The following is a 24,601-nucleotide window of genomic DNA, read 5'->3' as shown; positions in this document are numbered from 1 at the left end:
CACGATTCTTTGACGGCCTCCTCACGCCTCATTGACCCCCTCTGGACGAACCTGAGCACCACCCACTCCTTGCTCGGTTATGTCACCCATGCTCAAGAATCAATGGTTGTCGGGCCTCGGCCTCGCGATCATCGCGATGTTCACCTGCGCTTACGCTCAAGCCGACGACACCGTCTCCATCCGTTCACCGGAGTGGGCCCAGCCTGTGGGTAATCAATACAACTTGCACCAGATGATGCCCACCCTCTACCGCAGCGCACTACCGGATCGCAACGCCGGGCCGCTGTTGGAACAGCTGAAGATCGGCACCGTGATCAACTTCCTGCCGGAGTCGGATGCCGACTGGCTCAAATCGCCTGGCATCCGTCAGGTTCAACTGACGTATCGCACCAACCATGTAGATGATACGGACGTGTTGGCGGCGCTGAGGGCCATCCGGGAAGCCGAAGCCAACGGCCCGGTGCTGATGCATTGCAAGCACGGCTCTGACCGCACTGGCCTGATGGCGGCGATGTATCGAGTCGTGATTCAGGGATGGAGCAAGGAAGACGCGCTGAACGAAATGACCTTGGGCGGGTTTGGCACCAGCAATGGCTTCAAGGACGGCGTTCGCTACATGATGAGGGCCGATATCGACAAGTTACGCACGGCCTTGGCGAATGGCGATTGCAGCACCAGCGCGTTCGCGTTGTGCTCGATGAAGGATTGGATCACGACGACGGGAAAAGACGAGAAATAACTGTAGGAGCCCGGCTGGCCGAACTCCTACAGAGGGCCGCCCGTCAGTCTTTTTTCAACTTCGGATTAGGAAAGAACTGCACCGCCTGCACCTTCGGGTCCGCCGGTGCTTTCAACGCCGTGGTATTGACCCGCGTACCCAATTCCTTGGGCACCGACAACCCTTGATCATTCAGCGTGTCGGTATAGCCGCAAGCCACGCACTCACGGTGCGGGACGTTGTCCTCGGTCCACATCTTCAGCTTGTCCGGTTCACTGCATGCCGGGCAGACCGCCCCGGCGATAAATTGCTTTTTGGTAATCACAGGCCCTTCACTCATGCTGCCGCGTCCTCACTCAGGCCGCTGTGGCGCAAGAGTGCGTCAATCGACGGCGCACGTCCGCGGAAGTCGACGAACAGCACCATCGGCTCCTGGGAGCCGCCACGCGCCAGGATCGCTTCGCGGAAGGCACGGCCGGTCTCGGCGTTGAGCACGCCGTCTTCTTCGAACTTGGAGAAGGCATCCGCCGACAACACTTCGGCCCACTTGTAGCTGTAGTAACCCGCCGCATAACCGCCCGCGAAGATGTGCGCAAAGCTGTTGGGGAAGCGGTTGTAGGCCGGCGGACGCATCACCGATACTTCATCGCGCACTCCTTCCAGCACCTGCGCCACGCTGCGACCATCGCCGTGGGTGGCGTGCAATTCAAAGTCGAACAGCGAGAACTCCAGTTGGCGCACCATCATCAGGCCGGACTGGAAATTCTTCGCCGCGAGCATTTTTTCCAGCAGGTCCTGGGGCAACGGCTCGCCGGTTTCATAGTGGCCGGAGATCAGCGCCAGGCCTTCCGGCTCCCAGCACCAGTTCTCCATGAACTGGCTCGGCAGTTCCACCGCATCCCAGGCCACGCCATTGATGCCGGACACGCCTGCGTGTTCTACGCGGGTCAGCAGGTGATGCAAGCCGTGGCCGAATTCGTGGAACAACGTGGTGACTTCATCGTGGGTCAGCAGGGCAGGCTTGCCGCTGTCGGCCGGGGTGAAGTTGCACACCAGGTTGGCCACCGGGCTTTGCAGCACACCGTCGATGGTGCGGCGACGGTCGCGGGCACCGTCCATCCAGGCACCGCCGCGCTTGTTGGCGCGGGCATACAGGTCAAAGAAGAAGCGGCCCACGTGTTGCCCGTTTTCCTTGATTTCGAACAGGCGGACATCCGGGTGCCAGGTGTCGAAGCCTTTCTGCTCGGCGATCTCGATGCCGTACAGGCGCTGCACGATGGCGAACAGGCCGCCCAGCACTTTGTCGATCGGGAAGTAGGCGCGCAGGGCTTCCTGGGACACGCTGTAGCGCTGCTCGCGGAGTTTTTCGCCGTAGAAACCGCTGTCCCAGCTTTGCAGGTCGGCGCAGCCTTGTTCGGCGGCGTAGGCCTTGAGCTGTTGCAGGTCCTGGGCGGCAAACGGCTTGCTGCGCTTGGCCAGGTCACGCAGGAAGCTCAGCACCTGGTCACTGGACTCGGCCATCTTGGTGGCCAGGCTCAGTTCGGAGAACGACGCATAACCCAGCAACTGGGCCAGTTCCTGGCGCAGGTCGAGGATCTGTTCCATCACCGGGCCGTTATCGTTCTGACCGGCATTCGGGCCTTGGTCCGACGCGCGGGTGCAGTAGGCCGCGTAGACTTCTTCACGCAGGGCACGGTCCTGAGCGTAAGTCATGACGGCGTAGTAGCTAGGGAATTCGAGGGTGATCAGCCAGCCGTCGAGGCCTTTGGCCTGGGCGGCGGCGGCCATTTGCGCCTTGGCCGAGTCGGTCAGCCCGGCGAGGGTGGCTTCATCGGTGACGTGCCTGGTCCAGGCCTGGGTGGCGTCCAGCAACTGGTTGGAGAACTTACTGCCCAGCTCCGACAGCTTGCTCTGCACTTCGGCGTAGCGTTTTTGCTGCTCCGGCGGCAGATCGATGCCCGACAGGCGGAAGTCACGCAGGGAGTGTTCCAGGATGGTTTTCTGCGCCACGTCGAAACCGGCGGCTTCCGGGCTGTTAGCCAGGGCTTCGAAGGCCTGGAACAGCGCACGGTTCTGGCCCATCTCGGTGGAGTAGGCGCTCAATGCCGGCAGGCAGCCTTCGTAGGCTTCGCGCAGTTCGGCGCTGTTGCACACGGCGTTGAGGTGGCTGACCGGGCTCCACGCGGCGCCCAGACGATCATTCAGCTCGTCCATGGCCAGCACCAGGCCGGCCCATGTCGGATTTTTGCCCTGGCTTTGCAGGATGCCTTCGATGGCAACGCGGTTGTCGGCGAGGATCTGTTCGATGGCCGGCTGGACGTGCTCGGCACGGATCGCCGAGAACGGCGGCAGGTCGTAGGACTGCAGAAGAGGGTTGTTCGCGCTCACGGTTGGCACCTTGGCTGAAGAAACATGTAAGAACAAAGATGGGGCCATCTTAATTACAATCAACGCCCACCGCAGCTATCAGCAGAAGAGAGAGAGGCTATCGTGACCCTTCGCACCTATCAGAACCACACGCCAGCCCTGGGCGCCGGGGCTTTTGTCGATATTTCGGCGGTGGTGATCGGCGATGTCGAAATCGGCGCCGACAGCTCGGTCTGGCCGCTGACCGTGATCCGTGGCGACATGCACCGTATCCGTATCGGTGCGCGCACCAGCGTGCAGGATGGCTGTGTGCTGCACATCACCCACGCCGGGCCGTTCAACCCGAACGGTTTCCCCCTGTTGATCGGCGACGACGTGACCATCGCCCACAAGGTCATGCTGCATGGCTGCACAGTCGGCAATCGCATCCTGATCGGTATGGGCAGCATCGTGATGGATGGCGCCGTGGTCGAGGACGACGTGATCATCGGCGCCGGCAGCCTGGTGCCGCCGGGCAAGAAACTTGAAAGCGGCTTCCTGTATGTCGGCAGCCCGGTCAAACAGATTCGCCCGTTGACTGACAAGGAACGCGCCTTTTTCACCTACAGCGCCGCGAACTACGTGAAGCTCAAAGACCTGCACCTGGCTGAAGGATTCGACCGATGACCCTGCCTTACCAAACCGTCCTGTTCGACCTGGACGGCACGCTCACCGACCCACGCGAGGGCATTACCCGCTCGATCCAGTATGCCCTCGGCAAGTTGGGTATCGACGAGCCGGACCTGACCAAACTCGAACACTTCATCGGCCCGCCCTTGCTGCAGGCGTTCATGCAGTTCTACGGCTTCGACGAGGCCAAGGCCTGGGAAGCGGTGAACTTCTATCGCGAGCGTTTCAAGGTCACCGGCCTGTACGAAAACCGTGTGTTCGACGGCGTGATGCCACTGCTGGAAGCATTGAACGATCAAGGCCGCCAGCTCTACGTCGCCACTTCCAAGCCCTGGGTGTTTGCCCGCGAAATCGCCCGGCATTTCGACTTTGCCAAGCACTTCAAGGTGATCTACGGCAGCGAGCTGGACGGGACGCGCACCAACAAAGTCGAACTGATCGCCCACCTGATGAGCGAGGAAGGCCTGGACCCGGCCACCACCTTGATGATTGGTGATCGCAAGCATGACCTGATCGGCGCGCACAAGAATGGGCTGGATTCGGCGGCGGTGGGGTATGGGTTCGGCAGTTTCGAGGAGCTGAATGCCGAGGCGCCGACCTGGCATTTCGAGACGTTGGCGCAGATGCACCAGGCGTTTTTGCAGCGCACTTGAGGGCGCTATCGGGGGCAAGCCCCCTCCCACGCATGTGGGAGGGGCTTGCCCCCGATGAGGCCCTAAAGGCCAATACCTTGCAACTGCCTCAACGCCGCCTTGCGCTGCTCCATCGGCAATCCGCCCAGCTTCTCCACCGCCGCATAAAACCTCAGCCAATCCCCACCTTCCTGCGCAAACAACGCCGCAAACGCAGGCACCCACTGGTCATACAGCCCGAACGGTAACAACCGCGCATTGTTCATGGGTTGGTTGATCCACGCGTCATACCGTTTGTCCCCGCCCCACTGGCTGTCGCGCAGCTGCCGGTAATCGCGACGCAGACGCTCGAACTCAGCCGTCTTCGCCCGGCGCATCACATCAGCGGCCAAGGGTTGGGCATAGAGTTTTTCCAATCGTTGGCGGGTATCGAGGATCAGCTGAATGAACTCATCACGCTGCTTCGACGCCGACAGGCTCTGCGGCGCCAAGCCACGTGCAGCGCGCCACTGGCGCGTGCCTTCCTGCTCGACGAAATTGGCAAACGACTCATTGAACTCGGTGTCGTCCTTCACATAGAAACGCTGATGCGCCAGTTCGTGGAAGATCAACGTGGCCAGCCGCTCATCACCCCAGTTCATCATCGAATTCATGATCGGGTCATTGAACCAGCCCAAGGTGGAATAGGCCTCGACACCGCCGATCGACACGTCCATGCCTCGCTGCTTCAACAACGCCGCCTCACCACGCGCCGCACCCTGGTTGTAGTAGCCGCGATAGGCCACACAGCCCGCAATGGGGAAGCAATGGGTTTCAGGAGACAGGGAAAACTCCTGCGTGGCGAAGACGTTCCAGACCACATAGGGTCGGCCAATGTCGGCGTACAACCTGTAACTCTGGTTGTCAGGCAGATGCAGGTGTTCACTGGCGAACGTACGCGCCTTTTGCGATTGCGCCAGGTGTTCGCGCAACAGCGGTGGGCGGGAAGGGTCGGCGATCACCTGCGCCACCGGCTCCCGGGCCCGCAGCAATTGCCACTGACCGCTGGCCAACTGGCTGTAATAGCTGACACTGGAACAGCCGCTGAGCAGCACAACCATCAACCCTGGAAGAAAACGCCTGACCATGCCCCGACCGCTCCTGGGTAATTTGCTCGCCAGACTATCGCGCCCAGGCGGAATTTTTCCATGGCGCGACGTGTTTATACTCATAGGAAGTCTGCCGCCGTCGCAGCAGGCTCAATTCTATCTTCCCGTTGAGTGCCTGCCATGCGCCAGCTCTTGTTACCCGTCGCCGCTTTGTTCCTCAGCGCCTGCACGACAACACCCGTACCACCGATGGATCCGCAACAGGCGTGGGTCGATTTCACTACGCCGACGCCGGGTTCCAAGCTGGTCATGGCGCAGCGTCTGGACGGCAAGAACCTGGATGACGGACGTTTCTTCCAAATGCCACCCGGCCATCATGAACTGATGGTGCGCTTCGACTTTGAAGTCCCGGCCGGCGGCGGTTTGGGTGGGCTCAGCCAGATGATGTATCGCACCTGCTTCATGACCCTGGAATATGACCACTTCCAGGCTGGCCAGCGTTATGTGCTGGAAGGACGCTCGCTGGCCTTCACGCCGAATATCCGGTTGTACGATTCGGCGCGTCAGTTGCTCGCGGAGGAACGCAGCGTCAACTGCATCTGATCAGTCGTTGTTCTTCTGGTAGACAATGGCCTTAGTGCCGTTCTCACAGCTGCCGACGACCATGGCACTGTCGTGCTTGTCGGCTTCTTCCTTGCTGACAATCTCCAAAGTGTAGGACGGAACCGCGTTGGCCTGGATCTTGACCTCGATCTCCTTCCTGAGCTCTTCGCAGTCTTTTGGCGCGGCCACAGCCGATGTGGCCAATACACCGCAGATGATCGCCAAGGCAAAACGTTTCATGTGTGAAGCTCCCTGAATGCATTGCGCACGGGTGTGCGCCTAGGCTGCATGGTAATAGGACCACACTTACAAAACACGAGTTCTGATTTAACGCAGGGCTAAATGTGGAAGAGGGCTTGCCCCCTCCCACATTGGACGGGGTGTGTCAGCTGACCAAGGTGGCATCCAGGCTGATTTTTGCGTTCAGCACTTTGGACACCGGGCATCCTTCCTTGGCTTTTTTGCTCAGTTCATCGAACTGCGCCTGGCTCGCGCCCGGAATCTTGGCCTTGAGGATCAGGTGCACAGCGGTGATCGCAAAACCACCGTCAACCTGGTCCAGAGTCACTTCGGCCTGGGTATCAATGCTGTCAGCCTTGAGCCCGGCATCGCCGAGAATCATGGAAAACGCCATGGAGAAACAGCCGGCGTGGGCCGCACCGATCAGTTCTTCCGGGTTGGTGCCCTTGCCGCCCTCGAAACGGGCCTTGAAGCCGTAGGGCGCTTCACGCAGTACGCCGGTTTCCGTGGAAATAGAGCCCAGGCCAGTCTTCAGGTCACCTTCCCAATGCGCGGATGCTTTTTTAACAATACTCATAGCGGTCTCCTCGAACGGTGGTTTTGCGTCAGTAAGGGTTCTGAGGATAGTCGGCCCGGCAAAGTTCATCTTGTGAGAAAAACCTAGCGATTCAGTAGGAAATTTCCTGGCCTGCTATTGAATCTCGGGTATATGCCCTCATTGCATAGAGCATGCACATGAAGCGGCAGGTTTTGGTTCGTCTAAAAAGCCTGCGGCCCCTTTGGAGAAGCAGGCTTATGAAATCGCTGTCCGACGTAAAGTTCTCGACCCTCGACCTGGTGCCCGTGCGCGCCAACGGCAGTCCGGCGCAGTCACTGCGCAATTCCCTGGACCTGGCCCAGCATGTAGAGAAGTTTGGCTACACCCGTTTCTGGGTGGCTGAACACCACAATATGGACGGTATCGCCAGTTCGGCCACCTCGGTGCTGCTGGGTTACCTGGCCGGTGGCACCTCGACGATCCGCGTCGGCTCTGGCGGCGTGATGCTGCCCAACCATGCGCCACTGGTGATCGCCGAACAGTTCGGCACCCTGGAAAGCCTCTACCCCGGCCGTATCGACCTGGGCCTGGGCCGCGCACCCGGCTCCGACCAGATGACCGCCCGCGCCCTGCGCCGTGAGCGCTCCGGCAGTGCCGACGATTTCCCCGAAGATGTGGCGGAGCTGATGGCCTACCTCGGCCCACGCACCCCCGACCAACGGGTGATCGCCGTCCCCGGTACCGGCACCAACGTACCGGTCTGGCTGCTGGGCTCCAGCCTGTTCAGCGCGCAATTGGCAGGTGAGCGCGGTCTGCCTTACGCCTTCGCCTCGCATTTCGCACCGCGCCTGATGCATGAGGCGATTCGCGTGTATCGCAATCACTTCAAGCCTTCGGCCGTGCTGGACAAGCCTTACGTGATGCTTGGCATTCCGCTGGTCGCTGCAGATACGGATGAACAGGCTGAATACCTCGCCACCTCGGTCTACCAGCGCATCCTCGCGCTGATGCGCGGGCAAAGCCTGGTGCAGCGCCCACCGGTGAAAACCATGGACGGCCTGTGGCTGCCCCATGAAAAAGACGCGGTCGGCAGCTTCCTCGGTCTCGCCATGGTCGGTAGCCCGGCAAAGATCCGCGCCAAGCTGGAGGTGCTGATCGAACAAACCGGCGCCGATGAGCTGATCTTTACCTGCGACCTGTACGAGCACGCCGATCGGATTCATTCCTACGAACTGCTGGCGCAAGTGATGAAGGGCTAAAACCCTCAGGCGAAAAAAAACCGACGCACTCGCGTCGGTTTTTTACGTCTGCAACACGGGATTAACCGCGCTTGTAGGCGATTTCCTTGGTACCGGCTTCGCAGCTGCCGACTACCGTGTAGCCATCGGCTGCAGCGCCTTTATCCACAACTTCCAACGAATAACCCGAAGCGCCCTTGGCGTCGATTTTCGCCGCAATCTCGCTTTTCAGCTCTTCACAAGGCTTGCCCGCCGCCAGGGCTGTGCCTGCAATGCTCAACAAACCTACCGCTAACAGGAACTTCTTCATCCGTTACTTTCCTTGCGCTGATCAAAAAGAGCGTGCCGACGCTTGCGGCATCGGCACCCATTGGTTGTAGCGCAGGTTATGGCAATCGGCCAGTCAGCAAGTTCAACCGCTGCGATCAACTACTGGCAATTCGGAACCCTACCTTGAGGGTGACCTGATAGTGCGCAACCTTGCCATTCTCGATATGGCCACGTGTTTCAGTCACTTCAAACCACTCGAGATGCTTGATGCTCTTGTTGGCTTCAGCAATGGCATTGTTGATCGCGTCTTCGATGCTGGTGGTCGACGAGCCAACCAATTCGACTTTCTTGTAGGTGTGATGATCACTCATGGCAGTTCTCCTAAGGGTCGTTAAGCAAGCGTAGCAGTCAATGTTCGTACTGCTTCTGGCGACCGTTCCTACCTGAAAGTTCAGATTAACTGCACTTTCTGAAACGGCCGCAGTCGGTATCTACACACGCCACTCAATCACTTCAGGAGAGTCCACATGGCCAACACTTCTTTACGCAAAGCGTCGCTGGAAAGCATGGAAGCCGAGATTTCGAGCCTGCTCAAGTCTCTGGAAAGCCTCAAGGACGATGCGTCTGACGAATCGCGCAAAACCTTGAAGGCCCTGAAAAGCAATGCCGAGAATGCCCTCAAGCACTCCCGCCACCTGATCAGCGATGCCTACGAAGAAAGCAAAGTCAAAATTCGCGAAACCGGTGTCGCAACCCGGGACTACGCACAAGAACACCCATGGACCACAGCCGGTGTTGCCGTAGGCGCACTGGGCCTGCTGGCCGCCTACCTGCTGTGCAAGCGCGGTGACTAATCTGGCTGGCGCAACAGCTCAGCCTTGAGCCACTGCGCCAGTTGCCCGGCGCGTCCGTCTGCGGCGCGCTTGGGTAGCCACAACGCCAGGTGCGCCGGGGTTTCACTGAAACCCCACGGCGCCACCAGGCGACCCGCGCGCAAGTCTTCGACCACCAGCGGTTCTGGCGCAATCGCAACGCCCAGCCCGGCCACTGCCGCCTCCAGCAAATAATACAAATGCTCAAACCCCTGGCCGTGTTTCAACGCGCCGGGTTCGATGCCGTGTTGCCGCGCCCAACTGGGCCAGGCTTGCGGACGTGAGGTGGTGTGCAACAGCGCTTCACCACACAACGCCGACGCGGGTGCCCGGCGCAGCCGCTCGTAGCCGGCAAAACGCGGGCTCATCACCGGGCCGATGCGTTCGCTGGCCAGTTCATACACCTGCATATCCGCAGGCCAGGGTGGCTCGGCGAACACCAACAGGGCATCCAGGCCGGGGCGGCGCGGGTCGAGGTCACCGTCACCCGCCGACAGATGCAGGCGCAGGTCCGGCAGGTCCGCGTTCAAGCGACCCAGGCGCGGGATCAGCCAGCGCGCCAGCAAGCTGCCCGAGCAACCCAGCACGAACGGTGCGTCGGCACTGCTCTGGGTCAGTTCGGCGCACACGTCCCTCAGCCGCTCGAACGCCTCGGCACTGGCGTCACGTAAACGAGTACCGGCATCTGTGAGTTTAAGGCCGCGCCCCTCCTTGACGAACAAACTCACGCCCAAGTGCTCTTCCAGCACTTTCAATTGCCGGCTTACCGCACCATGGGTCACATGCAATTGCTCGGCTGCCTGGCTGACGCTGTTCAAACGGGCGGTGGCTTCAAAGGCACGCAAGGCATTGAGGGGTGGAAGGTCTCGACTCATTTGTGAGTTTTCCTGACAGGTTGCGGCGATCTTATCGGTTTTCAGCGCAGGACGTCAGGGGTAGAGTGGCCCTCATTGCTTCCTACACCCATTCTCTCCTGGAGTGTCCCATGACTCAGTCCCAGACCGATCTACGCAACGGCCCAGACATCAACGGCCTGTTCGGCGCGTTCGGCGGCCGTTACGTCGCTGAAACCCTGATGCCGTTGATCCTCGACCTGGCCCGCGAATACGAAGCGGCCAAGATCGATCCGGCGTTCAACGAGGAATTGGCCTACTTCCAACGTGACTACGTCGGTCGTCCAAGCCCGTTGTATTTTGCCGAGCGCCTGACCGAGTTCTGCGGCGGCGCCAAGATCTACCTCAAGCGCGAAGAGCTGAACCACACCGGCGCACACAAAATCAACAACTGCATCGGCCAGATCCTGCTGGCGCGGCGCATGGGCAAGAAACGCATCATCGCCGAGACCGGCGCCGGCATGCACGGCGTGGCGACTGCCACCGTGGCTGCGCGCTTTGGCCTGCAATGCGTGATCTATATGGGCACCACTGATATCGAGCGCCAACAGGCCAACGTGTTCCGGATGAAGCTGCTGGGCGCCGAAGTGATCCCGGTGGTCGCCGGCACCGGCACCCTCAAGGACGCGATGAACGAAGCCCTGCGTGACTGGGTAACCAACGTCGACAGCACCTTCTACCTGATCGGCACCGTGGCCGGCCCGCACCCGTACCCGGCCATGGTGCGCGACTTCCAGGCCGTGATCGGCAAGGAAACCCGCGACCAACTGCAAGCCCAGGAAGGCCGCCTGCCGGACAGCCTGGTGGCGTGCATCGGCGGGGGGTCCAACGCCATGGGTCTGTTCCACCCGTTCCTGGATGACACGAGCGTGGAGATCATCGGCGTTGAAGCCGCCGGCCACGGCATCGAAACCGGCAAGCACGCCGCCAGCCTCAACGGTGGCGTACCTGGCGTACTGCACGGCAACCGTACTTTCCTGCTGCAGGACGACGATGGCCAGATCATCGACGCCCACTCCATCTCTGCCGGCCTGGATTACCCCGGCATCGGCCCGGAACACGCCTGGTTGCATGACATCGGCCGCGTCCAGTACACCTCGGTGACCGATGACGAAGCCCTCGATGCCTTCCACAAATGCTGCCGCCTGGAAGGGATCATTCCGGCCCTGGAAAGCGCCCACGCCCTGGCCGAAGTGTTCAAGCGCGCCCCGACCCTGCCGAAGGATCACCTGATGGTGATCAACCTGTCGGGTCGTGGCGATAAAGATATGCAAACCGTCATGCACCATATGGAACAGTCGCAGCAGGAGAAACACTGATGAGCCGCCTGCACACCCGCTTCGCCCAGCTGAAAGAACAGAACCGTGCCGCCCTGGTAACCTTCGTCACCGCTGGCGACCCTGGCTATGACACCTCCCTGGCGATCCTCAAAGGCCTTCCGGCCGCCGGTGCCGATGTGATCGAGCTGGGCATGCCCTTCACCGATCCGATGGCGGACGGCCCGGCCATTCAGCTGGCCAACATCCGTGCGTTGAATGCCAGACAGAACCTGGTGAAAACCCTGCAGATGGTCCGCGAGTTCCGCCAGGACAACAACGACACGCCGCTGGTGTTGATGGGCTACTTCAACCCGATCCACAAATACGGCGTACCGAAGTTCATCGCCGACGCCAAGGAAGCCGGGGTCGACGGCCTGATCGTGGTCGACATGCCGCCCGAGCATAACGGCGAGCTGTGCGACCCGGCCCAGGCCGCAGGCATCGACTTTATCCGCCTGACCACACCGACCACCGACGACGTACGCCTGCCTACCGTGCTCAACGGCAGCTCCGGCTTCGTGTATTACGTTTCGGTCGCCGGCGTGACCGGTGCCGGTGCGGCGACCCTGGAACACGTCGAAGAAGCCGTGACCCGTCTGCGCCGCCACACCGACCTGCCGATCAGCATCGGCTTTGGTATCCGCACACCGGAACAAGCGGCGGCCATCGCCCGCCTGGCCGACGGTGTGGTGGTGGGTTCGGCGCTGATCGATCACATCGCCAATGCCAAGAACGACCAGCAAGCCATCGACGGCGTGTTGAGCCTGTGTGCGGCACTGTCGGAAGGCGTGCGTAACGCCCGTAAGTAAGGCCCCCGTAAGCGGTAGGTAAAGTTCCTGATACAGAGGAATCAACCTGCTCGGGCACGGCCTAAACAGCAAGACCAAGGGATTTCGAACCTCGTTCGAGGTCCCTTTTTTGTTTGTGTGCCCTGAGGAAGACCCGATGAAAATGCCCAGATCCGTGATCGCAGGCCTAGGCGTGCTGGTGCTTGGCGCCAGCGCGCTGGTGCAAGCCGCGCCTTATGACCAAGGCGGCCCCGACCATGGCGGCCCGCAAGGCCAGCACGAACAACATGGCGACGACCATCGCGGCCCGCAGGACAACCGCCGCGGCGGCCCGCCCCAGGACTTCGGCCCGGTACGCCAGATCATCCATGACAACCACGGCCAGTTCGCCCGAGGCGCACCGCCACCCCCCAACGTGCGCCTGGTACGTGGCCAGCCGTTGCCCCGTGGTTACTACGGCGAACGCCTCGACAACCGTGCCCTGGCGCGCCTGCCGGTGTACCCGGGTTATGAGTGGCGCCGTTCGGGGCCGGATGTGGTGTTGATTGCGGTGGGCACGGGCATCGTCTACGAGATCCTCGACGGCGTGCTCAACTAGGCCCCAACGATAATATTGTGGCGAGCGCTTTCACCGCAGGCTATTCATTCAGCTGGATGCGCTCGACTTTACCCACCAGCAACACGTAGGAAAGCGCCCCGAGCAGGGCAAGCACCGCGATGTAGGTAATCGCCGGCGCAAACGAATCACCGCTGGCCAAAAAGCCGATCACAATCGGTGTGGCAATCGCCGACAGGTTGCCGATGAAGTTGAACACCCCACCGGTCAGCCCCAACAGGCGCGCCGGTGCCAGGGTCGACACCAGCGACCAGGTAATCGACGCCAGGCCATTGCCAAAGAACGCCACCGCCAGGAACGCAATCACCCAGGCCGTCGAGTCCACATAGTTGGCGCCGATGATCGCCGTGGAAATCAGCAGCCCGCCAATGATCGGCAACTTGCGCGCAACCCCCACCGACGCGCCGCGACGAATCAGCCAGTCGGAAAAGATCCCGGAACACAGCACGCCGACAAACGCCGCCAGGAACGGCAACGATGCCAGCAGGCCGGACTTGATGAAGTCCATCCCGCGATATTTCACCAGGTAGGTGGGGAACCACGTCAGGAAAAACCACAGCGTGGAATTCAGGCAGAACTGCCCCAGGTAGATGCCCCAGAGTTTGCGCTTGCTCAGCACGATCCCCAGGTCGACCCAGCTGAACGGGGCCTTGGCGGTTTTTTCCTGCATGTCCACCAGGCCGCCGCCTTCGCGGATCAGCTCGATTTCAGCGGCGTTGGCGCCTTTGAAATCCTTCGGCTCGCGATACACCGCGTACCAGATGATCCCCCACAGGATGCCAACGCCACCGGTGACGACAAACACCATGTGCCAGCCGAAGGCGTGTTGCAGCCAGGCCAGTACCGGCGTGAGGAATGCCAGCCCGACAAACTGCCCGGAGGTGTAGAAGCCAATCGCCGTGGCGCGTTCGCGCTCGGGAAACCAGGTGGTGACCACGCGGCTGTTGATCGGATACGCCGGGGCTTCCAGGGCACCCACCGCCATGCGCAGCACGAACAACGCGATAAAGCTGGCAGCGAAGCCGAGCATCACGGTGGCGATGGACCACAAGATCAGCGCGGCGGTATAGAGAATGCGCGGCGGCACGCGGTCCACCAGCCAGCCGCCAGGGATCTGCATGGCTGCGTAGGTCCAGCCGAACGCGGAGAAAATCAGCCCGACCTGAACCGGGTCGATGCCCAGTTCGCTGGTCAGCGCCGGGGCGGCAATCGACAGGTTGCTGCGGTCGAGGTAATTGATCACCACGGTGATGAACAGCAGCACCATGATGAAAAAACGCTTTTTGGTAGGCGTGACTAAAGACGCCTGCCCGGTGAAGGATTCAGGGTGCATGGGGGTTGCCTCTTCTTATGTTTATTGAGGGCTTGCAGGAGCCGGCATCCCGGCTCCTACAGGGTGCTTACCACTCGGCGAAGCTGCCGTCGGCATGCCGCCAGATCGGGTTGCGCCAGCGGTGGCCGATGGCCGCGCGCTCGATCACGTATTCCTCATTGATCTCGATGCCCAGCCCCGGCCCGTTGGGGATCTTCACGAAGCCCTGGTCATAGTCGAACACACCGGGGTCGCGCACGTAGTCGAGCAGGTCATTGCTCTCGTTGTAGTGAATGCCCAGGCTTTGCTCCTGGATAAACGCGTTGTAGCAGACCGCATCCAGTTGCAAACACGCCGCCAGTGCAATCGGACCCAGCGGGCAGTGCAGTGCCAGGGCCACGTCATAGGCCTCGGCCATGTTGGCGATCTTGCGGGTTTCGGTGATGCCACCCGCGTGGGAAGCATCGGGCTGGATGATGTCGACATAGCCTTCGCTGAGCACACGCTTGAAGTCCCAGCGCGAGAACAGGCGCTCGCCCAGGGCAATCGGGGTGCTGGTCAGCGGCGCAAGCTCCTTGAGCGCTTCGTAGTTTTCGCTGAGCACCGGCTCTTCGATAAACATCAGCTTGTACGGATCCAGCTCCTTCATCAGCACCTTGGCCATGGGCTTGTGCACACGGCCATGGAAGTCGACGCCGATGCCGACGTTGGGGCCGACCGCATCACGCACAGCGGCGACGTTTGCCAGGGCCAGGTCGACCTTTTCGAAGCTGTCGACGAATTGCAGTTCTTCGGTGCCATTCATCTTCACCGCGGTGAAGCCTCGAGCCACAGCCTCTTTGGCAGCGCGGGCGGTGTCGGCTGGGCGGTCACCACCGATCCACGAGTACACGCGGATCTTGTCGCGCACCTGGCCGCCGAGCAAGTCGCTGACGGACACGCCGAGGGCCTTGCCCTTGATGTCCCACAGCGCCTGGTCGATACCGGCGAGGGCGCTCATGTGCACCGCGCCGCCGCGATAGAAGCCGCCGCGATAGAGCACGGTCCAGATGTCTTCGATGTTGCGCGGGTCTTTGCCGATCAGGTAGTCGGACAGTTCTTCGACCGCTGCCGCCACGGTATGGGCGCGGCCTTCGACCACGGGCTCACCCCAGCCGGTCACGCCCTGGTCGGTCTCGACCTTGAGGAAGCACCAGCGCGGCGGGACGATAAAGGTCGTCAGTTTGGTGATTTTCATCTCTTGTCTCTCTTATAGATGCAGCGCCAGGGGCGCGGAACTTGATGTCAGCTCAGGACTTTCCAGGCGGCGACATAAGCCTGGGCACGGCTCGCTACCTGATCCACTGTCATACCCGGTTTGAACAACCCGGAACCCAGCCCGAACCCTTTGGCGCCGGCATCGACAAACACCTGCATGTTGTCCGGGGTAATGCCGCCGACCGGCAGCAGCAAGGTGCCTGCCGGCAGTACCGCCAGCCACGCCTTGATCACCGCCGGGCCCATCTGCTCGGCGGGGAACAGCTTCAGCACATCAGCACCTTCGGCCAGGGCGGCGAAAGCTTCGGTCGGTGTCGCCACACCTGGCGACAGGAACAGGCCTGCGGCTTTCGCCGCTCGCAGCACCTTGGCATCGCTGTGGGGCATCACGATCACCTGGCCACCGGCCGCCTTCACCTGCTCGACCTGCTCAGGCAGCAACACCGTGCCGGCGCCGATCAGGCAATCGGCGGGCAGGCTGTCGCGCAGGGTGCGGATGCTGGTGTAAGGATCGGGCGAATTCAGCGGGACTTCGATCACACGAAACCCGGCCTCGTACAACACCTGGCCGACGGCCTGGGCTTCGTCCGGGCGGATGCCGCGCAGAATCGCGATCAAACCGTTTTGTGCGAGTGCGTGCTTGAGCATGTCAGGCCTCCAGTACAGGTTGAGTGAGCCCGGATGCCACCGCCAATTGCCACAGCCCGCGCTCGGTGGCTTCCTGCGCCAGGCTGACGTGGGCGAAGCCGCAGAGGGCGAGGGCGCGTTGATAGCGGGCGCAGAGGGGCGCGGCGCCGACCAGGATGATCGGCTTGTGCCGGGCACTGCCGGGCAGGCCGGCGAGTTCATGGCCGATGAGCAAGCCGGAGAGGTAATCGGGCTGCTGCTCGGCAGTGAGTTCGGCGGTGAGGCCCAGGGTGCGCGCACTGAAAAGCGTCGACAGCACGCCGCGCTCGCCGTCTTTGGACAGCGCCACCTGCACGCCGCGGTCAAAGGCGTCAGCCTGGAATTGTGCGGATTGTTGTTGGGTACGCCCGAGGATGCTGTGCTTGCTCAACACCGCAAACAGCTCGCCGGTCATGAAGGTGTCGAAGTGAGTGATGCAGCCATCGACCACCTCGACCCACTTGGAATGGCTGCCGGGCAGGCCGATCAACCCATCGGTGCCCAGCTCTTGAAGCACGCCCAGCACTTGGGTTTCTTCGCCGCGCATCACGTTGGGCAAGCCGATCTGCTCGATCACGCCCGGCACGATATGCACATCCACGCCACGCAGGCTGCGCACCTTATGCAGCGCCTGGCCAAGGCTGGCGACATCGACAGGGGTGTTGCGATAAGCCGCTTCGCTCCAGCCCTGGGCACTGCCGACCATGCCGCAGGCAATCACTGGCAAACCGGGCTCGGCGTCGAGCCAGTCACCACACGCCGCATCGAACGCCAACTCGAAGCCATCGCTGCAACGCACGCCAGCAATGTCCCGGGGTTCATTGGGCAAATGCATGATGCCCCACGCCAGCGAGCGCTGTTCCAGCACTGCGCCGGCGGGGCCGAGTTTATAAGCACGAAGGGAACTGGTACCCCAATCGAGCGCGATCAATTGCGCCTGCATCGCTTCACCTGCGTTCTGAGCGGATGCAGCGAATATAAACCTACGGCGGATGAAGTCTCAATATATAAATATCAATCCCATATTTAGGGATTTAATTTAAGAAAAGGCTGACAAGTTCAGCTCCCGCATCGCCCCCATCCAGACGGCATAGTCCGTGTGGTCCTTCAGGTCATCGCCGGTATCGGGGTGCAGGAACACCACCAGGCCATTGCGATGGATCACCAGCCACGGCAGCACCACACCGATGTATTCCGGGTCGAACGCCAACTGGCAGCTCCAGTCCGGGTGCGGCCCTACAGGCCGCTCGTGCACACGGCCCATGCGCAGCGGGAACAGTTTGGCAGCGTCTTCGCACAAGGTGCGTGCCTGTTCGATAGTGTTCGCGTCGAAGTAGATATGGGCGTGATAGCCCTTGATACGTTGCATGACGGACTCCGGATCCAATATGCGCCAGATGCTAGACCGCAATCGATGGCAGGGCCAGTCCGGTCAGCGACTGCGCGCTGCTGGCTTGCTCGGCCACCAGCCAGTCGACAAACCGCTCCACCAACTGCCCTCGGCGTTTGCGCTGGGGTTGCACCACGTAATAGCCGAAACGCGAGATCACCGTGTCGTGGATCGGTCGGCACAGCCAGTTCTGCTCCAGCAGGTTATCCACCAGATGGCGCCAGCCGATGGCCACGCCCTGGCCGGCAATCGCAGCCTGGATCAACAGGGTGTAGTTATCGAAGCGCAGCTGGCCGGGAGTAGGCGCAGTGGTGATGCCCAGTTCGCGAAACACGCCACTCCAGTCGAACCACTGGCTGTTGTTTTCCTGGCGCAGGTGCAACAACGGAAAATCGTGCAAATTTTGCTTAGTCAGTGGCGTGGCCTGTTCTTTGAGCCACTGCGGGCTGCACACCGGGAACACTTCCTCGTTGAACAGCCACAGGCTATCGCCCTGCTTGAAACGGCCGTCGCCAAACAGCACCGCCACATCAATATCGCTGCGCAAGGTCGCGTGGTTGCGTTCGCTGGTCACCAGGCTGACGTCCACCTGAGGGTTGGCCTGGTGGAAGCGGTGCAAACGCGGCATCAACCAATAAGCGGCGAAGGCGAAGTCGGTCGCCACTTGCAGCACTTCATGCTGATCCTGCTGGGTGATCAGGCTCAGTCCCTGGTTGATGCCCTGCAAACCGCCCTGCACATGCTCGAACAACAGGGCGCCGGCATCGGTCAACTCAATGCCACGGTAGATGCGATCAAACAGGCGGATCGTCAGTTGTTCTTCCAGGCGCTTGATCTGCTGGCTGATCGCGGGCTGGGTGGTGCCCAGTTCCATGGCAGCGGCGGTAAAACTGCGGTGGCGCGCTGCGGCTTCGAACGCGCGCAGCAGATCGAGGGACAGGTCGCCAAGGGCTTCATACATAAGCGGTGCTTATCCTAGACATTGCTTTTCATGGGCTTTACCCCATTTTCCATGGGCTGCATGCTCATTCGCATAAACACCGCCTATGGAATGCCGATAGATCATGAAGCGCAAGAACATTCTTTTCATCATGGCCGATCAAATGGCCGCGCCGATGTTGCCGTTCTACGGACCTTCCCCCATCAAATTGCCCAACCTGAGCCGCCTCGCCGCACAGGGCGTGGTGTTCGATGCCGCGTACTGCAACAGCCCGCTGTGCGCACCGTCGCGCTTTACCTTGGTCAGCGGCCAGTTGCCGAGCAAGATCGGCGCCTACGACAACGCCGCCGATTTCCCCGCCGACGTGCCGACCTACGCTCACTACCTGCGCCGCCTCGGCTACCGCACCGCGCTGTCGGGCAAGATGCACTTCTGCGGCCCCGACCAACTGCACGGTTACGAAGAACGCCTGACCAGCGACATCTACCCCGCCGACTATGGCTGGGCGGTGAACTGGGACGAGCCGCACGTGCGCCCCACCTGGTACCACAACATGTCGTCGGTGCTGCAAGCCGGCCCGTGCGTGCGCACCAACCAGCTGGATTTCGACGAAGAGGTGGTGTTCAAGGCCCGGCAATACCTGTTCGACCATATCCGCGAAGACGGCGAACGACCGTTCTGCCTCACGGTATCGATGACCCACCCGCACGACCCGTACACCATTCCCAAGCCGTTCTGGGACCTGTACGACGACGCCGACATCCCCCTGCCTGCAACGCCTGCCCAGGCTGATCTCGACCCCCACTCCCAGCGCCTGCTCAAGGTCTACGACCTGTGGGACAAACCGCTGCCCGTGGATAAGATCCGCGATGCGCGCCGCGCCTACTTCGGCGCGTGCAGCTACATCGACAGCAATGTCGGCAAGCTGCTGCAGACCCTGGAAGACACCGGCCTGGCCGATGACACCATCATCATCTTCTCCGGCGACCACGGTGACATGCTCGGCGAGCGCGGGCTCTGGTACAAAATGCACTGGTTCGAAATGGCCGCGCGCGTACCGCTGCTGGTCAGTGCGCCGGGGCAATTCGCGGCGGGTCGAGTGACGCAAGCCGTGTCCACCGCCGACCTGCTGCCGACCCTGGTGGAACTGGCCGGCGGCGAACTGGACCCGCGCCTGCCGCTGGACGGCCGCTCGCTGGTCCCGCACTTGCAAGGGCAGGGCGGGCACGACGAAGTGTTCGGCGAATACATGGCCGAAGGCACCATCAGCCCGCTGATGATGATTCGCCGAGGCGCCTACAAATTCATCTACAGCGAAGACGACCCTTGTCTACTGTTCGATGTGCACAACGACCCGCACGAGCGGGAGAACCTCAGCCAGTCACCGGAACACCGGCCACTGTTCGAGGCGTTTTTGAGTGAGGCGCGGGCCAAATGGGACATCCCGGCGATCCACCAGCAGGTACTCGCCAGCCAACGCCGTCGTCGCCTGGTATTCGAGGCACTCACCCAGGGCAAGCTGAAGAGCTGGGATCACCAGCCACTGGTGGACGCCAGTCAGCAATACATGCGCAACCATATCGACCTCGACGACCTGGAGCGCAAGGCACGTTATCCACAACCCTGCCAAAACCAATAAATACAGAGGGAAGGCCATGCAAAAGTTGACTGTGATGTTGAGCCTGTTGGTACTGACCAGCGCCAACGTGTACGCGGACGCCAGTTGTGAAACGGTAAAAATGGCCGATCCGGGCTGGAGCGATATCGCAGCCACCAACGCCATCGCCGGTTTCCTGCTGACCGGCATGGGCTACAAACCGAAGGTGGACACCCTGGCGGTGCCGATCACCTTCGGCGGGCTCAAGGACGGCCAGGTGGACGTGTTCCTCGGCAACTGGATGCCGGCGCAGCAGGGCTTCTACGACAAGTTCGTGGCCAATGGCGATGTGGTGCAACTGGCGAAAAACCTCGACGGCACCGAGTTCACTCTCGCTGTGCCCGACTATGTGTGGGACGCCGGGGTGCATGATTTTGCCGACCTGAACAAGTTTGCCGACAAGTTCGACAAGAAGATCTACGGCATCGGCTCCGGCGCGCCGGCAAATATCTCGTTGCAGGAAATCATCAAGAAGAACGACTTCGACCTGGGCCAGTGGAAGCTGGTCGAGTCCAGCGAACAGGCGATGCTGGCCGAAGTGTCGCGAGCGGTGAAGAAACAGAAATTCGTCACCTTCCTCGGCTGGACCCCGCATCCGATGAACGTGCAGTTGAAAATGCGCTACCTCAAGGGTGGCGAGAAATACTTTGGTGACACTGGCAGCGTGTATACCTTGACCCGCAAGGGTTACGCACAGGCCTGCCCGAACGTAGGAAAACTGCTGACCAACCTGAGTTTTACCCAGGAGATGGAGAACGGCATCATGGCCGAGGTCGCCAACAACAAGGTCAGCAACGCCGATGCGGCGAAGGCGTGGATCAAGGCCAATCCGGCGGTATTGGATAAGTGGCTTGAGGGTGTAAAAACACTGGACGGCCAAGACGCACTCCCTGCAGTTAAAGCCAGACTCTGAGGCCTGATGCAATTCAAATGTGGGAGGGGGCTTGCCCCCGATAGCGGTGTCTCAGCCATGGATGTATCAACTGACACACCCTCATCGGGGGCAAGCCCCCTCCCACATAGGCCCTGTGTGTACTGATACTCTGATGCAAACCTTCCGATCCGAGTCCGCGATGCCCCGGCCCAACCGCCACACACTTTTTCCCTTCCTCAGCTGGCTCCCGCGCCAAACCCGTGCCAGCGTCGGCCGGGATGCAATCGTCGGCCTCAGTGGCGCAGTCCTCGCCCTGCCACAGTCGATTGCCTACGCGCTGATTGCCGGTCTCCCACCCGAGTACGGCCTGTACGCCGCGATCATCCCGGTACTGATCGCTTGCCTCTGGGGTTCGTCCTGGCACTTGATCTGCGGGCCCACGGCGGCGATTTCCATTGTGCTGTACGCCAGCGTCAGTCCATTGGCCGTGCCGGGGTCACAGGACTACATCACCCTGATCCTGCTACTGACCTTCCTCGCCGGCGTTTTCCAGTGGCTGTTGGGCATGCTGCGCTTCGGCGCGTTGGTAAATTTTGTATCGCACTCGGTGGTGCTCGGGTTCACCTTGGGTGCCGCCGTGGTGATCGCCCTCGGCCAGTTGCCCAACCTGATGGGGCTGGATCTGCCAAGCCAGGCCACCGCCATCAATAGCTTGTTGGCACTGATCCATCACAGCGGCGAATGGGACCACGCGTCCCTCTTACTGGGGTTTGGCACGTTGCTGGTCGGCGCGCTGCTCAAGTACCTGGTGCCTCGCTGGCCAACGCTGTTGATTGCGCTGGCACTGGGCAGCCTGGTGGCGTGGCTGTGGCCAGCGATGTTCGGGCACGTAGCGCTGGTCAGTTCGTTTGTGGGCAAACTGCCGCCGTTCAGCCCGTTGCCGATGGACCTGGACATGCTCCTGCGCCTGCTGCCGAGCGCCGTGGCGGTGGGCATGCTCGGGTTGGTGACCAGCCTGTCGATTGCCCGCTCGTTGTCGGCGCGCTCACAGCAATTGCTCGACGCTAACCAGGAAGTCCGTGCACAGGGTCTATCCAATATCGTGGGCGGATTTTTCTCCGGCTACCTGTCAGCCGGCTCGTTCACACGTTCCGGCCTCAGCTACGAGGCGGGCGCCTGCTCGCCGTTGGCCGGGGTGTTTTCCGCGTTATGGGTGGCGTTGTTCGCGTTATTTGGCGCGGCCCTGATCGCCCATATTCCGATCCCGAGCATGGCCGCGAGCATCTTGCTGATCAGTTGGGGGCTGGTGGACCGTCGCGGCATTCGTGCGCTGTTCCGCGTCAGTCGCGCCGAGTTTGTGGTGATGAGCTTGACGTGTGTGGCCACCTTGTTGCTGGAGCTGCAAACCGCCATTTATGCAGGCGTGCTGGCGTCGCTGTTTTTCTACCTCAAGCGCACCTCCCAGCCACGGGTACAACAGTGGCGAGATGGCGATGAGGATGTGCTGCGGGTGGGCGGCTCGATCTTTTTCGGCGCCAGCCATTACCTGCAAGCGCGTCTGCAAAGCCTGCAGGGCGAGCGGGTGGTGATCGAGGCGCAGCAGATCAACTTTATCGACTATTCCGGGGTGGAGATGCTGCACCAGGAAGCGCGGCGACTACGTGGATTGGGACGTAGTTTGACCTTGCGCCGGGCTCGGCCGCAGGTGATGGAAGAGTTGAGGAAACTGGAAGGGGCCGACAACTGCCCCATCCAGTTCCAAGACTGAAAACGATCAACAATGTGGGAGGGGGCTTGCCCCCGATAGCGGTGTGTCAGCCATGGATGTATCAACTGACACTCCCTCATCGGGGGCAAGCCCCCTCCCACATTCGGATCAGTGTCAGATCAACTGGCGGCGAAGTTCAGCCAATACAGGCGCCGAATCCGGGCGCACGCCGCGCCACAGGTAGAAGGCTTCCGCCGCCTGTTCCACCAGCATGCCCAGGCCATCCATCGCCACCGCTGCACCGTGCTCCGTCGCCCAACGGCAGAACGCGGTCGGTTCCTTGGCGTACATCATGTCGTAGCAAAAGGTCTTGCCCGGCTCGATCAGGCTACCCGCAATCGGCGGTACATCGCCTGACAGGCTGGCGGACGTGGCGTTGATGATCACGTCCACCGGCTCACGCAGCCAGTCGAAACCGCTGGCAGATACCGGGCCCAGGTCGTCGAACAGCTCGGCGAGCAATTCGGCCTTTTCCACGGTGCGGTTGGCGATGATCAGCGAGCCCGGCTGCTCGGCCAGCAACGGTTCCAGCGCGCCACGCACCGCACCACCCGCGCCCAGCAGCAGGATGCGTTTGCCTTGCAGGCTCAGCCCGGCGTTGATGGTGAGATCGCGCACCAGGCCGGCGCCATCGGTGTTGTCGCCCAACAGGCTGCCGTCTGCCAGCTTGCTCAAGGTGTTCACCGCGCCGGCACGTTGGGCGCGCTCGGTCAGGGTGTCGGCCAGTCGGTAGGCGTCTTCCTTGAACGGCACGGTGACGTTGGCGCCACGGCCCTGCTGAAAGAACTCACGGGCACAGCCGATGAAATCCTCCAACGGCGCCAGCAGGGTGCTGTAGTCCAGTTGCTCGCCGGTCTGCTCGGCGAACATGCGGTGGATCAGCGGCGACTTGCTGTGGCCGATGGGGTTGCCGAACACCACATAACGGTCCATCAGACAGCTGCCTTGGGCGCGTCAAGGCCCAGCCAGTCACGGTCTTGCAGGAAGTAGTCGGTGAGGCGTGCTTCTTCACTGCCGGCCTCGGCCTTCCAGTCGTAGCTCCAGCGCACTTGCGGCGGCAGCGACATCAGGATCGACTCGGTACGCCCGCCCGACTGCAACCCGAACAAGGTGCCACGGTCGTAGACCAGGTTGAATTCAACGTAGCGGCCCCGGCGAAATTCCTGGAATTCGCGCTGTTGCTCGGTGTAGGCGATGGCCTTGCGGCGCTGCACGATCGGCAGGTAGGCGTCGAGGTAGGCATCGCCGATGGCACGGATGAAGGCGAAGCAGGTGTCGAAGCCCCACTCGTTCAGGTCATCGAAAAACAGGCCGCCGATACCGCGCGGTTCATTGCGGTGCTTGATGTGGAAGTAAGTGTCGCACCACGCTTTGTAGCGCGAATACACCTCAGGACCGAACGGCGCACAGGCCTGCTCGGCCACGCGGTGCCAGTGGATGCAGTCTTCTTCGTTGCCGTAGTAAGGCGTGAGGTCGAAGCCACCGCCGAACCACCACACCGGTTCTTCGCCTTCTTTTTCTGCGATGAAAAACCGCACGTTGGCGTGGGACGTCGGCACATGAGGGTTGTGCGGGTGGATCACCAGCGACACGCCCAGGGCCTCGAAACCACGCCCGGCCAGCTCGGGCCGATGCGCACTGGCAGACGGTGGCAGGCCGCTGCCAAACACATGGGAAAAGTTAACGCCGCCTTTTTCGATCACCGTACCGTTCTCGATCACACGAGTGCGACCGCCGCCGCCGGCAGGCCGGGTCCAGGCGTCTTCGATAAAGCGAGTGTCCGTCTCGAAGGTTTCCAGGGCGCTGCAAATGCGGTCTTGCAGGTCAAGCAGGTAGGCCTTTACAGCCTCGGTGCGGGTAGTCATGGCATCACCTTGATCGGGCAA

Annotated in this window: 28 protein-coding genes; 12 read left to right on the top strand and 16 right to left on the bottom strand. The window is 61.5% G+C overall.

The annotated features are described in order from the left end of the window. The first annotated feature begins 88 nt into the window (after positions 1–88). Entirely contained in the window at positions 89–739 is a 651-nt protein-coding gene (locus tag LUU92_RS00250; RefSeq protein WP_257102983.1) for a phosphatase domain-containing protein, read from the top strand. 43 nt (positions 740–782) lie between these two features. Here LUU92_RS00250 and LUU92_RS00245 read toward each other — a convergent pair whose 3' ends face one another. Continuing rightward, complete coding sequence (locus tag LUU92_RS00245) at positions 783–1,058, bottom strand: YheV family putative zinc ribbon protein (RefSeq protein ID WP_003187322.1); 276 nt, start codon at positions 1,056–1,058, stop codon at positions 783–785. Then, positions 1,055–3,154 carry an oligopeptidase A gene (gene prlC / locus LUU92_RS00240; protein ID WP_170856038.1) on the bottom strand — a complete coding sequence of 700 codons (2,100 nt, stop codon included), beginning with the start codon at positions 3,152–3,154 and terminating at the stop codon, positions 1,055–1,057. Before prlC ends, LUU92_RS00245 begins: the two co-directional genes overlap by 4 nt. Positions 3,155–3,208: 54 nt before the next feature. Between prlC and LUU92_RS00235 the strand changes: the two genes are divergently transcribed. Next, on the top strand, positions 3,209–3,751 hold the full coding sequence (locus LUU92_RS00235; RefSeq protein WP_092241455.1) for a gamma carbonic anhydrase family protein: 543 nt from the start codon (positions 3,209–3,211) through the stop codon (positions 3,749–3,751). Further along, complete coding sequence (locus LUU92_RS00230) at positions 3,748–4,407, top strand: HAD family hydrolase (RefSeq protein ID WP_071490921.1); 660 nt, start codon at positions 3,748–3,750, stop codon at positions 4,405–4,407. The genes LUU92_RS00235 and LUU92_RS00230 overlap by 4 nt, the downstream gene beginning before the upstream one ends. 62 nt (positions 4,408–4,469) lie before the next feature. Here LUU92_RS00230 and LUU92_RS00225 read toward each other — a convergent pair whose 3' ends face one another. Further along, entirely contained in the window at positions 4,470–5,513 is a 1,044-nt protein-coding gene (locus LUU92_RS00225) for an aminopeptidase (protein WP_257102982.1), read from the bottom strand. A gap of 141 nt (positions 5,514–5,654) precedes the next feature. Between LUU92_RS00225 and LUU92_RS00220 the strand changes: the two genes are divergently transcribed. Then, entirely contained in the window at positions 5,655–6,077 is a 423-nt protein-coding gene (locus LUU92_RS00220) for a PA0061/PA0062 family lipoprotein (protein WP_071490919.1), read from the top strand. On the opposite strand, the gene LUU92_RS00215 is transcribed toward LUU92_RS00220, so the two are convergent. After that, positions 6,078–6,317 carry a DUF1161 domain-containing protein gene (locus tag LUU92_RS00215; protein ID WP_010207769.1) on the bottom strand — a complete coding sequence of 80 codons (240 nt, stop codon included), beginning with the start codon at positions 6,315–6,317 and terminating at the stop codon, positions 6,078–6,080. A 145-nt stretch (positions 6,318–6,462) separates the two neighbouring features. After that, the gene (locus LUU92_RS00210) at positions 6,463–6,894 is read right to left on the bottom strand and encodes an OsmC family protein (RefSeq protein ID WP_017253980.1); all 432 of its coding nucleotides are present in this window, start codon (positions 6,892–6,894) and stop codon (positions 6,463–6,465) included. A 218-nt stretch (positions 6,895–7,112) separates the two neighbouring features. Here LUU92_RS00210 and LUU92_RS00205 point away from each other — a divergent pair, with 218 nt between their 5' ends. Next, complete coding sequence (locus LUU92_RS00205; RefSeq protein WP_071490918.1) at positions 7,113–8,114, top strand: LLM class flavin-dependent oxidoreductase; 1,002 nt, start codon at positions 7,113–7,115, stop codon at positions 8,112–8,114. A gap of 61 nt (positions 8,115–8,175) precedes the next feature. On the opposite strand, the gene LUU92_RS00200 is transcribed toward LUU92_RS00205, so the two are convergent. Beyond that, a complete protein-coding gene (locus LUU92_RS00200) occupies positions 8,176–8,403 on the bottom strand; it encodes a DUF1161 domain-containing protein (RefSeq protein WP_012721486.1) in 228 nt (75 codons plus the stop codon). Between the two features lie 115 nt (positions 8,404–8,518). After that, complete coding sequence (locus LUU92_RS00195; RefSeq protein WP_032885105.1) at positions 8,519–8,734, bottom strand: dodecin; 216 nt, start codon at positions 8,732–8,734, stop codon at positions 8,519–8,521. Positions 8,735–8,890: 156 nt separating this feature from the next. Here LUU92_RS00195 and LUU92_RS00190 point away from each other — a divergent pair, with 156 nt between their 5' ends. Beyond that, positions 8,891–9,217, top strand: a complete 327-nt coding sequence (locus LUU92_RS00190) for an ElaB/YgaM/YqjD family protein (protein WP_003170746.1) — start codon at positions 8,891–8,893, stop codon at positions 9,215–9,217. On the opposite strand, the gene LUU92_RS00185 is transcribed toward LUU92_RS00190, so the two are convergent. Continuing rightward, the gene (locus tag LUU92_RS00185) at positions 9,214–10,110 is read right to left on the bottom strand and encodes a LysR family transcriptional regulator (RefSeq protein WP_093514267.1); all 897 of its coding nucleotides are present in this window, start codon (positions 10,108–10,110) and stop codon (positions 9,214–9,216) included. The two genes, LUU92_RS00190 and LUU92_RS00185, sit on opposite strands and share 4 nt — an antisense overlap. 110 nt (positions 10,111–10,220) lie before the next feature. Between LUU92_RS00185 and trpB the strand changes: the two genes are divergently transcribed. From trpB to LUU92_RS00170, 3 genes are all read left to right on the top strand, one after another. Next, complete coding sequence (trpB, locus tag LUU92_RS00180; protein WP_179029153.1) at positions 10,221–11,447, top strand: tryptophan synthase subunit beta; 1,227 nt, start codon at positions 10,221–10,223, stop codon at positions 11,445–11,447. Continuing rightward, on the top strand, positions 11,447–12,256 hold the full coding sequence (gene trpA, locus LUU92_RS00175; RefSeq protein ID WP_092241470.1) for a tryptophan synthase subunit alpha: 810 nt from the start codon (positions 11,447–11,449) through the stop codon (positions 12,254–12,256). The genes trpB and trpA overlap by 1 nt, the downstream gene beginning before the upstream one ends. Positions 12,257–12,392: 136 nt before the next feature. Continuing rightward, positions 12,393–12,833 carry an anti-virulence regulator CigR family protein gene (locus LUU92_RS00170; protein ID WP_257102981.1) on the top strand — a complete coding sequence of 147 codons (441 nt, stop codon included), beginning with the start codon at positions 12,393–12,395 and terminating at the stop codon, positions 12,831–12,833. Between the two features lie 40 nt (positions 12,834–12,873). Here LUU92_RS00170 and LUU92_RS00165 read toward each other — a convergent pair whose 3' ends face one another. The 6 genes from LUU92_RS00165 to LUU92_RS00140 form a co-directional block, all read right to left on the bottom strand. After that, complete coding sequence (locus tag LUU92_RS00165; protein ID WP_071490913.1) at positions 12,874–14,184, bottom strand: MFS transporter; 1,311 nt, start codon at positions 14,182–14,184, stop codon at positions 12,874–12,876. A gap of 67 nt (positions 14,185–14,251) precedes the next feature. Continuing rightward, entirely contained in the window at positions 14,252–15,400 is a 1,149-nt protein-coding gene (gene dgoD, locus LUU92_RS00160) for a galactonate dehydratase (protein WP_003170741.1), read from the bottom strand. 47 nt (positions 15,401–15,447) lie between these two features. Beyond that, entirely contained in the window at positions 15,448–16,068 is a 621-nt protein-coding gene (locus LUU92_RS00155) for a 2-dehydro-3-deoxy-6-phosphogalactonate aldolase (protein WP_092241476.1), read from the bottom strand. A 1-nt stretch (position 16,069) separates the two neighbouring features. Then, on the bottom strand, positions 16,070–17,029 hold the full coding sequence (locus LUU92_RS00150; protein ID WP_257102980.1) for a 2-dehydro-3-deoxygalactonokinase: 960 nt from the start codon (positions 17,027–17,029) through the stop codon (positions 16,070–16,072). A 96-nt stretch (positions 17,030–17,125) separates the two neighbouring features. Continuing rightward, complete coding sequence (locus tag LUU92_RS00145; protein ID WP_058424390.1) at positions 17,126–17,455, bottom strand: DOPA 4,5-dioxygenase family protein; 330 nt, start codon at positions 17,453–17,455, stop codon at positions 17,126–17,128. Between the two features lie 31 nt (positions 17,456–17,486). Next, positions 17,487–18,437, bottom strand: a complete 951-nt coding sequence (locus LUU92_RS00140; RefSeq protein ID WP_257102979.1) for a choline sulfate utilization transcriptional regulator — start codon at positions 18,435–18,437, stop codon at positions 17,487–17,489. Positions 18,438–18,540: 103 nt separating this feature from the next. Here LUU92_RS00140 and betC point away from each other — a divergent pair, with 103 nt between their 5' ends. The 3 genes from betC (at position 18,541) to LUU92_RS00125 (ending at position 22,715) form a co-directional block, all read left to right on the top strand. Next, complete coding sequence (gene betC / locus LUU92_RS00135) at positions 18,541–20,055, top strand: choline-sulfatase (RefSeq protein WP_071490909.1); 1,515 nt, start codon at positions 18,541–18,543, stop codon at positions 20,053–20,055. Positions 20,056–20,071: 16 nt separating this feature from the next. After that, positions 20,072–20,986 (top strand): choline ABC transporter substrate-binding protein, encoded by a 915-nt coding sequence (choX, locus tag LUU92_RS00130; RefSeq protein WP_071490908.1) that lies wholly within the window; start codon positions 20,072–20,074, stop codon positions 20,984–20,986. A gap of 160 nt (positions 20,987–21,146) precedes the next feature. Further along, complete coding sequence (locus LUU92_RS00125) at positions 21,147–22,715, top strand: SulP family inorganic anion transporter (protein ID WP_071490975.1); 1,569 nt, start codon at positions 21,147–21,149, stop codon at positions 22,713–22,715. Between the two features lie 114 nt (positions 22,716–22,829). Here LUU92_RS00125 and aroE read toward each other — a convergent pair whose 3' ends face one another. Together aroE and hemF are read right to left on the bottom strand one after the other, a co-directional pair. Continuing rightward, on the bottom strand, positions 22,830–23,648 hold the full coding sequence (gene aroE / locus LUU92_RS00120; protein WP_071490907.1) for a shikimate dehydrogenase: 819 nt from the start codon (positions 23,646–23,648) through the stop codon (positions 22,830–22,832). Next, positions 23,648–24,580: an oxygen-dependent coproporphyrinogen oxidase gene (gene hemF, locus LUU92_RS00115; protein ID WP_222540704.1), complete on the bottom strand. Its 933-nt coding sequence runs from the start codon at positions 24,578–24,580 to the stop codon at positions 23,648–23,650. Before hemF ends, aroE begins: the two co-directional genes overlap by 1 nt. Positions 24,581–24,601 lie beyond the last annotated feature (21 nt).

Source organism: Pseudomonas extremorientalis (assembly GCF_024584605.1).
Taxonomy (GTDB): domain Bacteria; phylum Pseudomonadota; class Gammaproteobacteria; order Pseudomonadales; family Pseudomonadaceae; genus Aquipseudomonas; species Aquipseudomonas extremorientalis.
The sequence above is the reverse complement of the archived record's forward strand: the minus strand, read 5'-3'. Positions and strand labels throughout refer to the sequence as shown.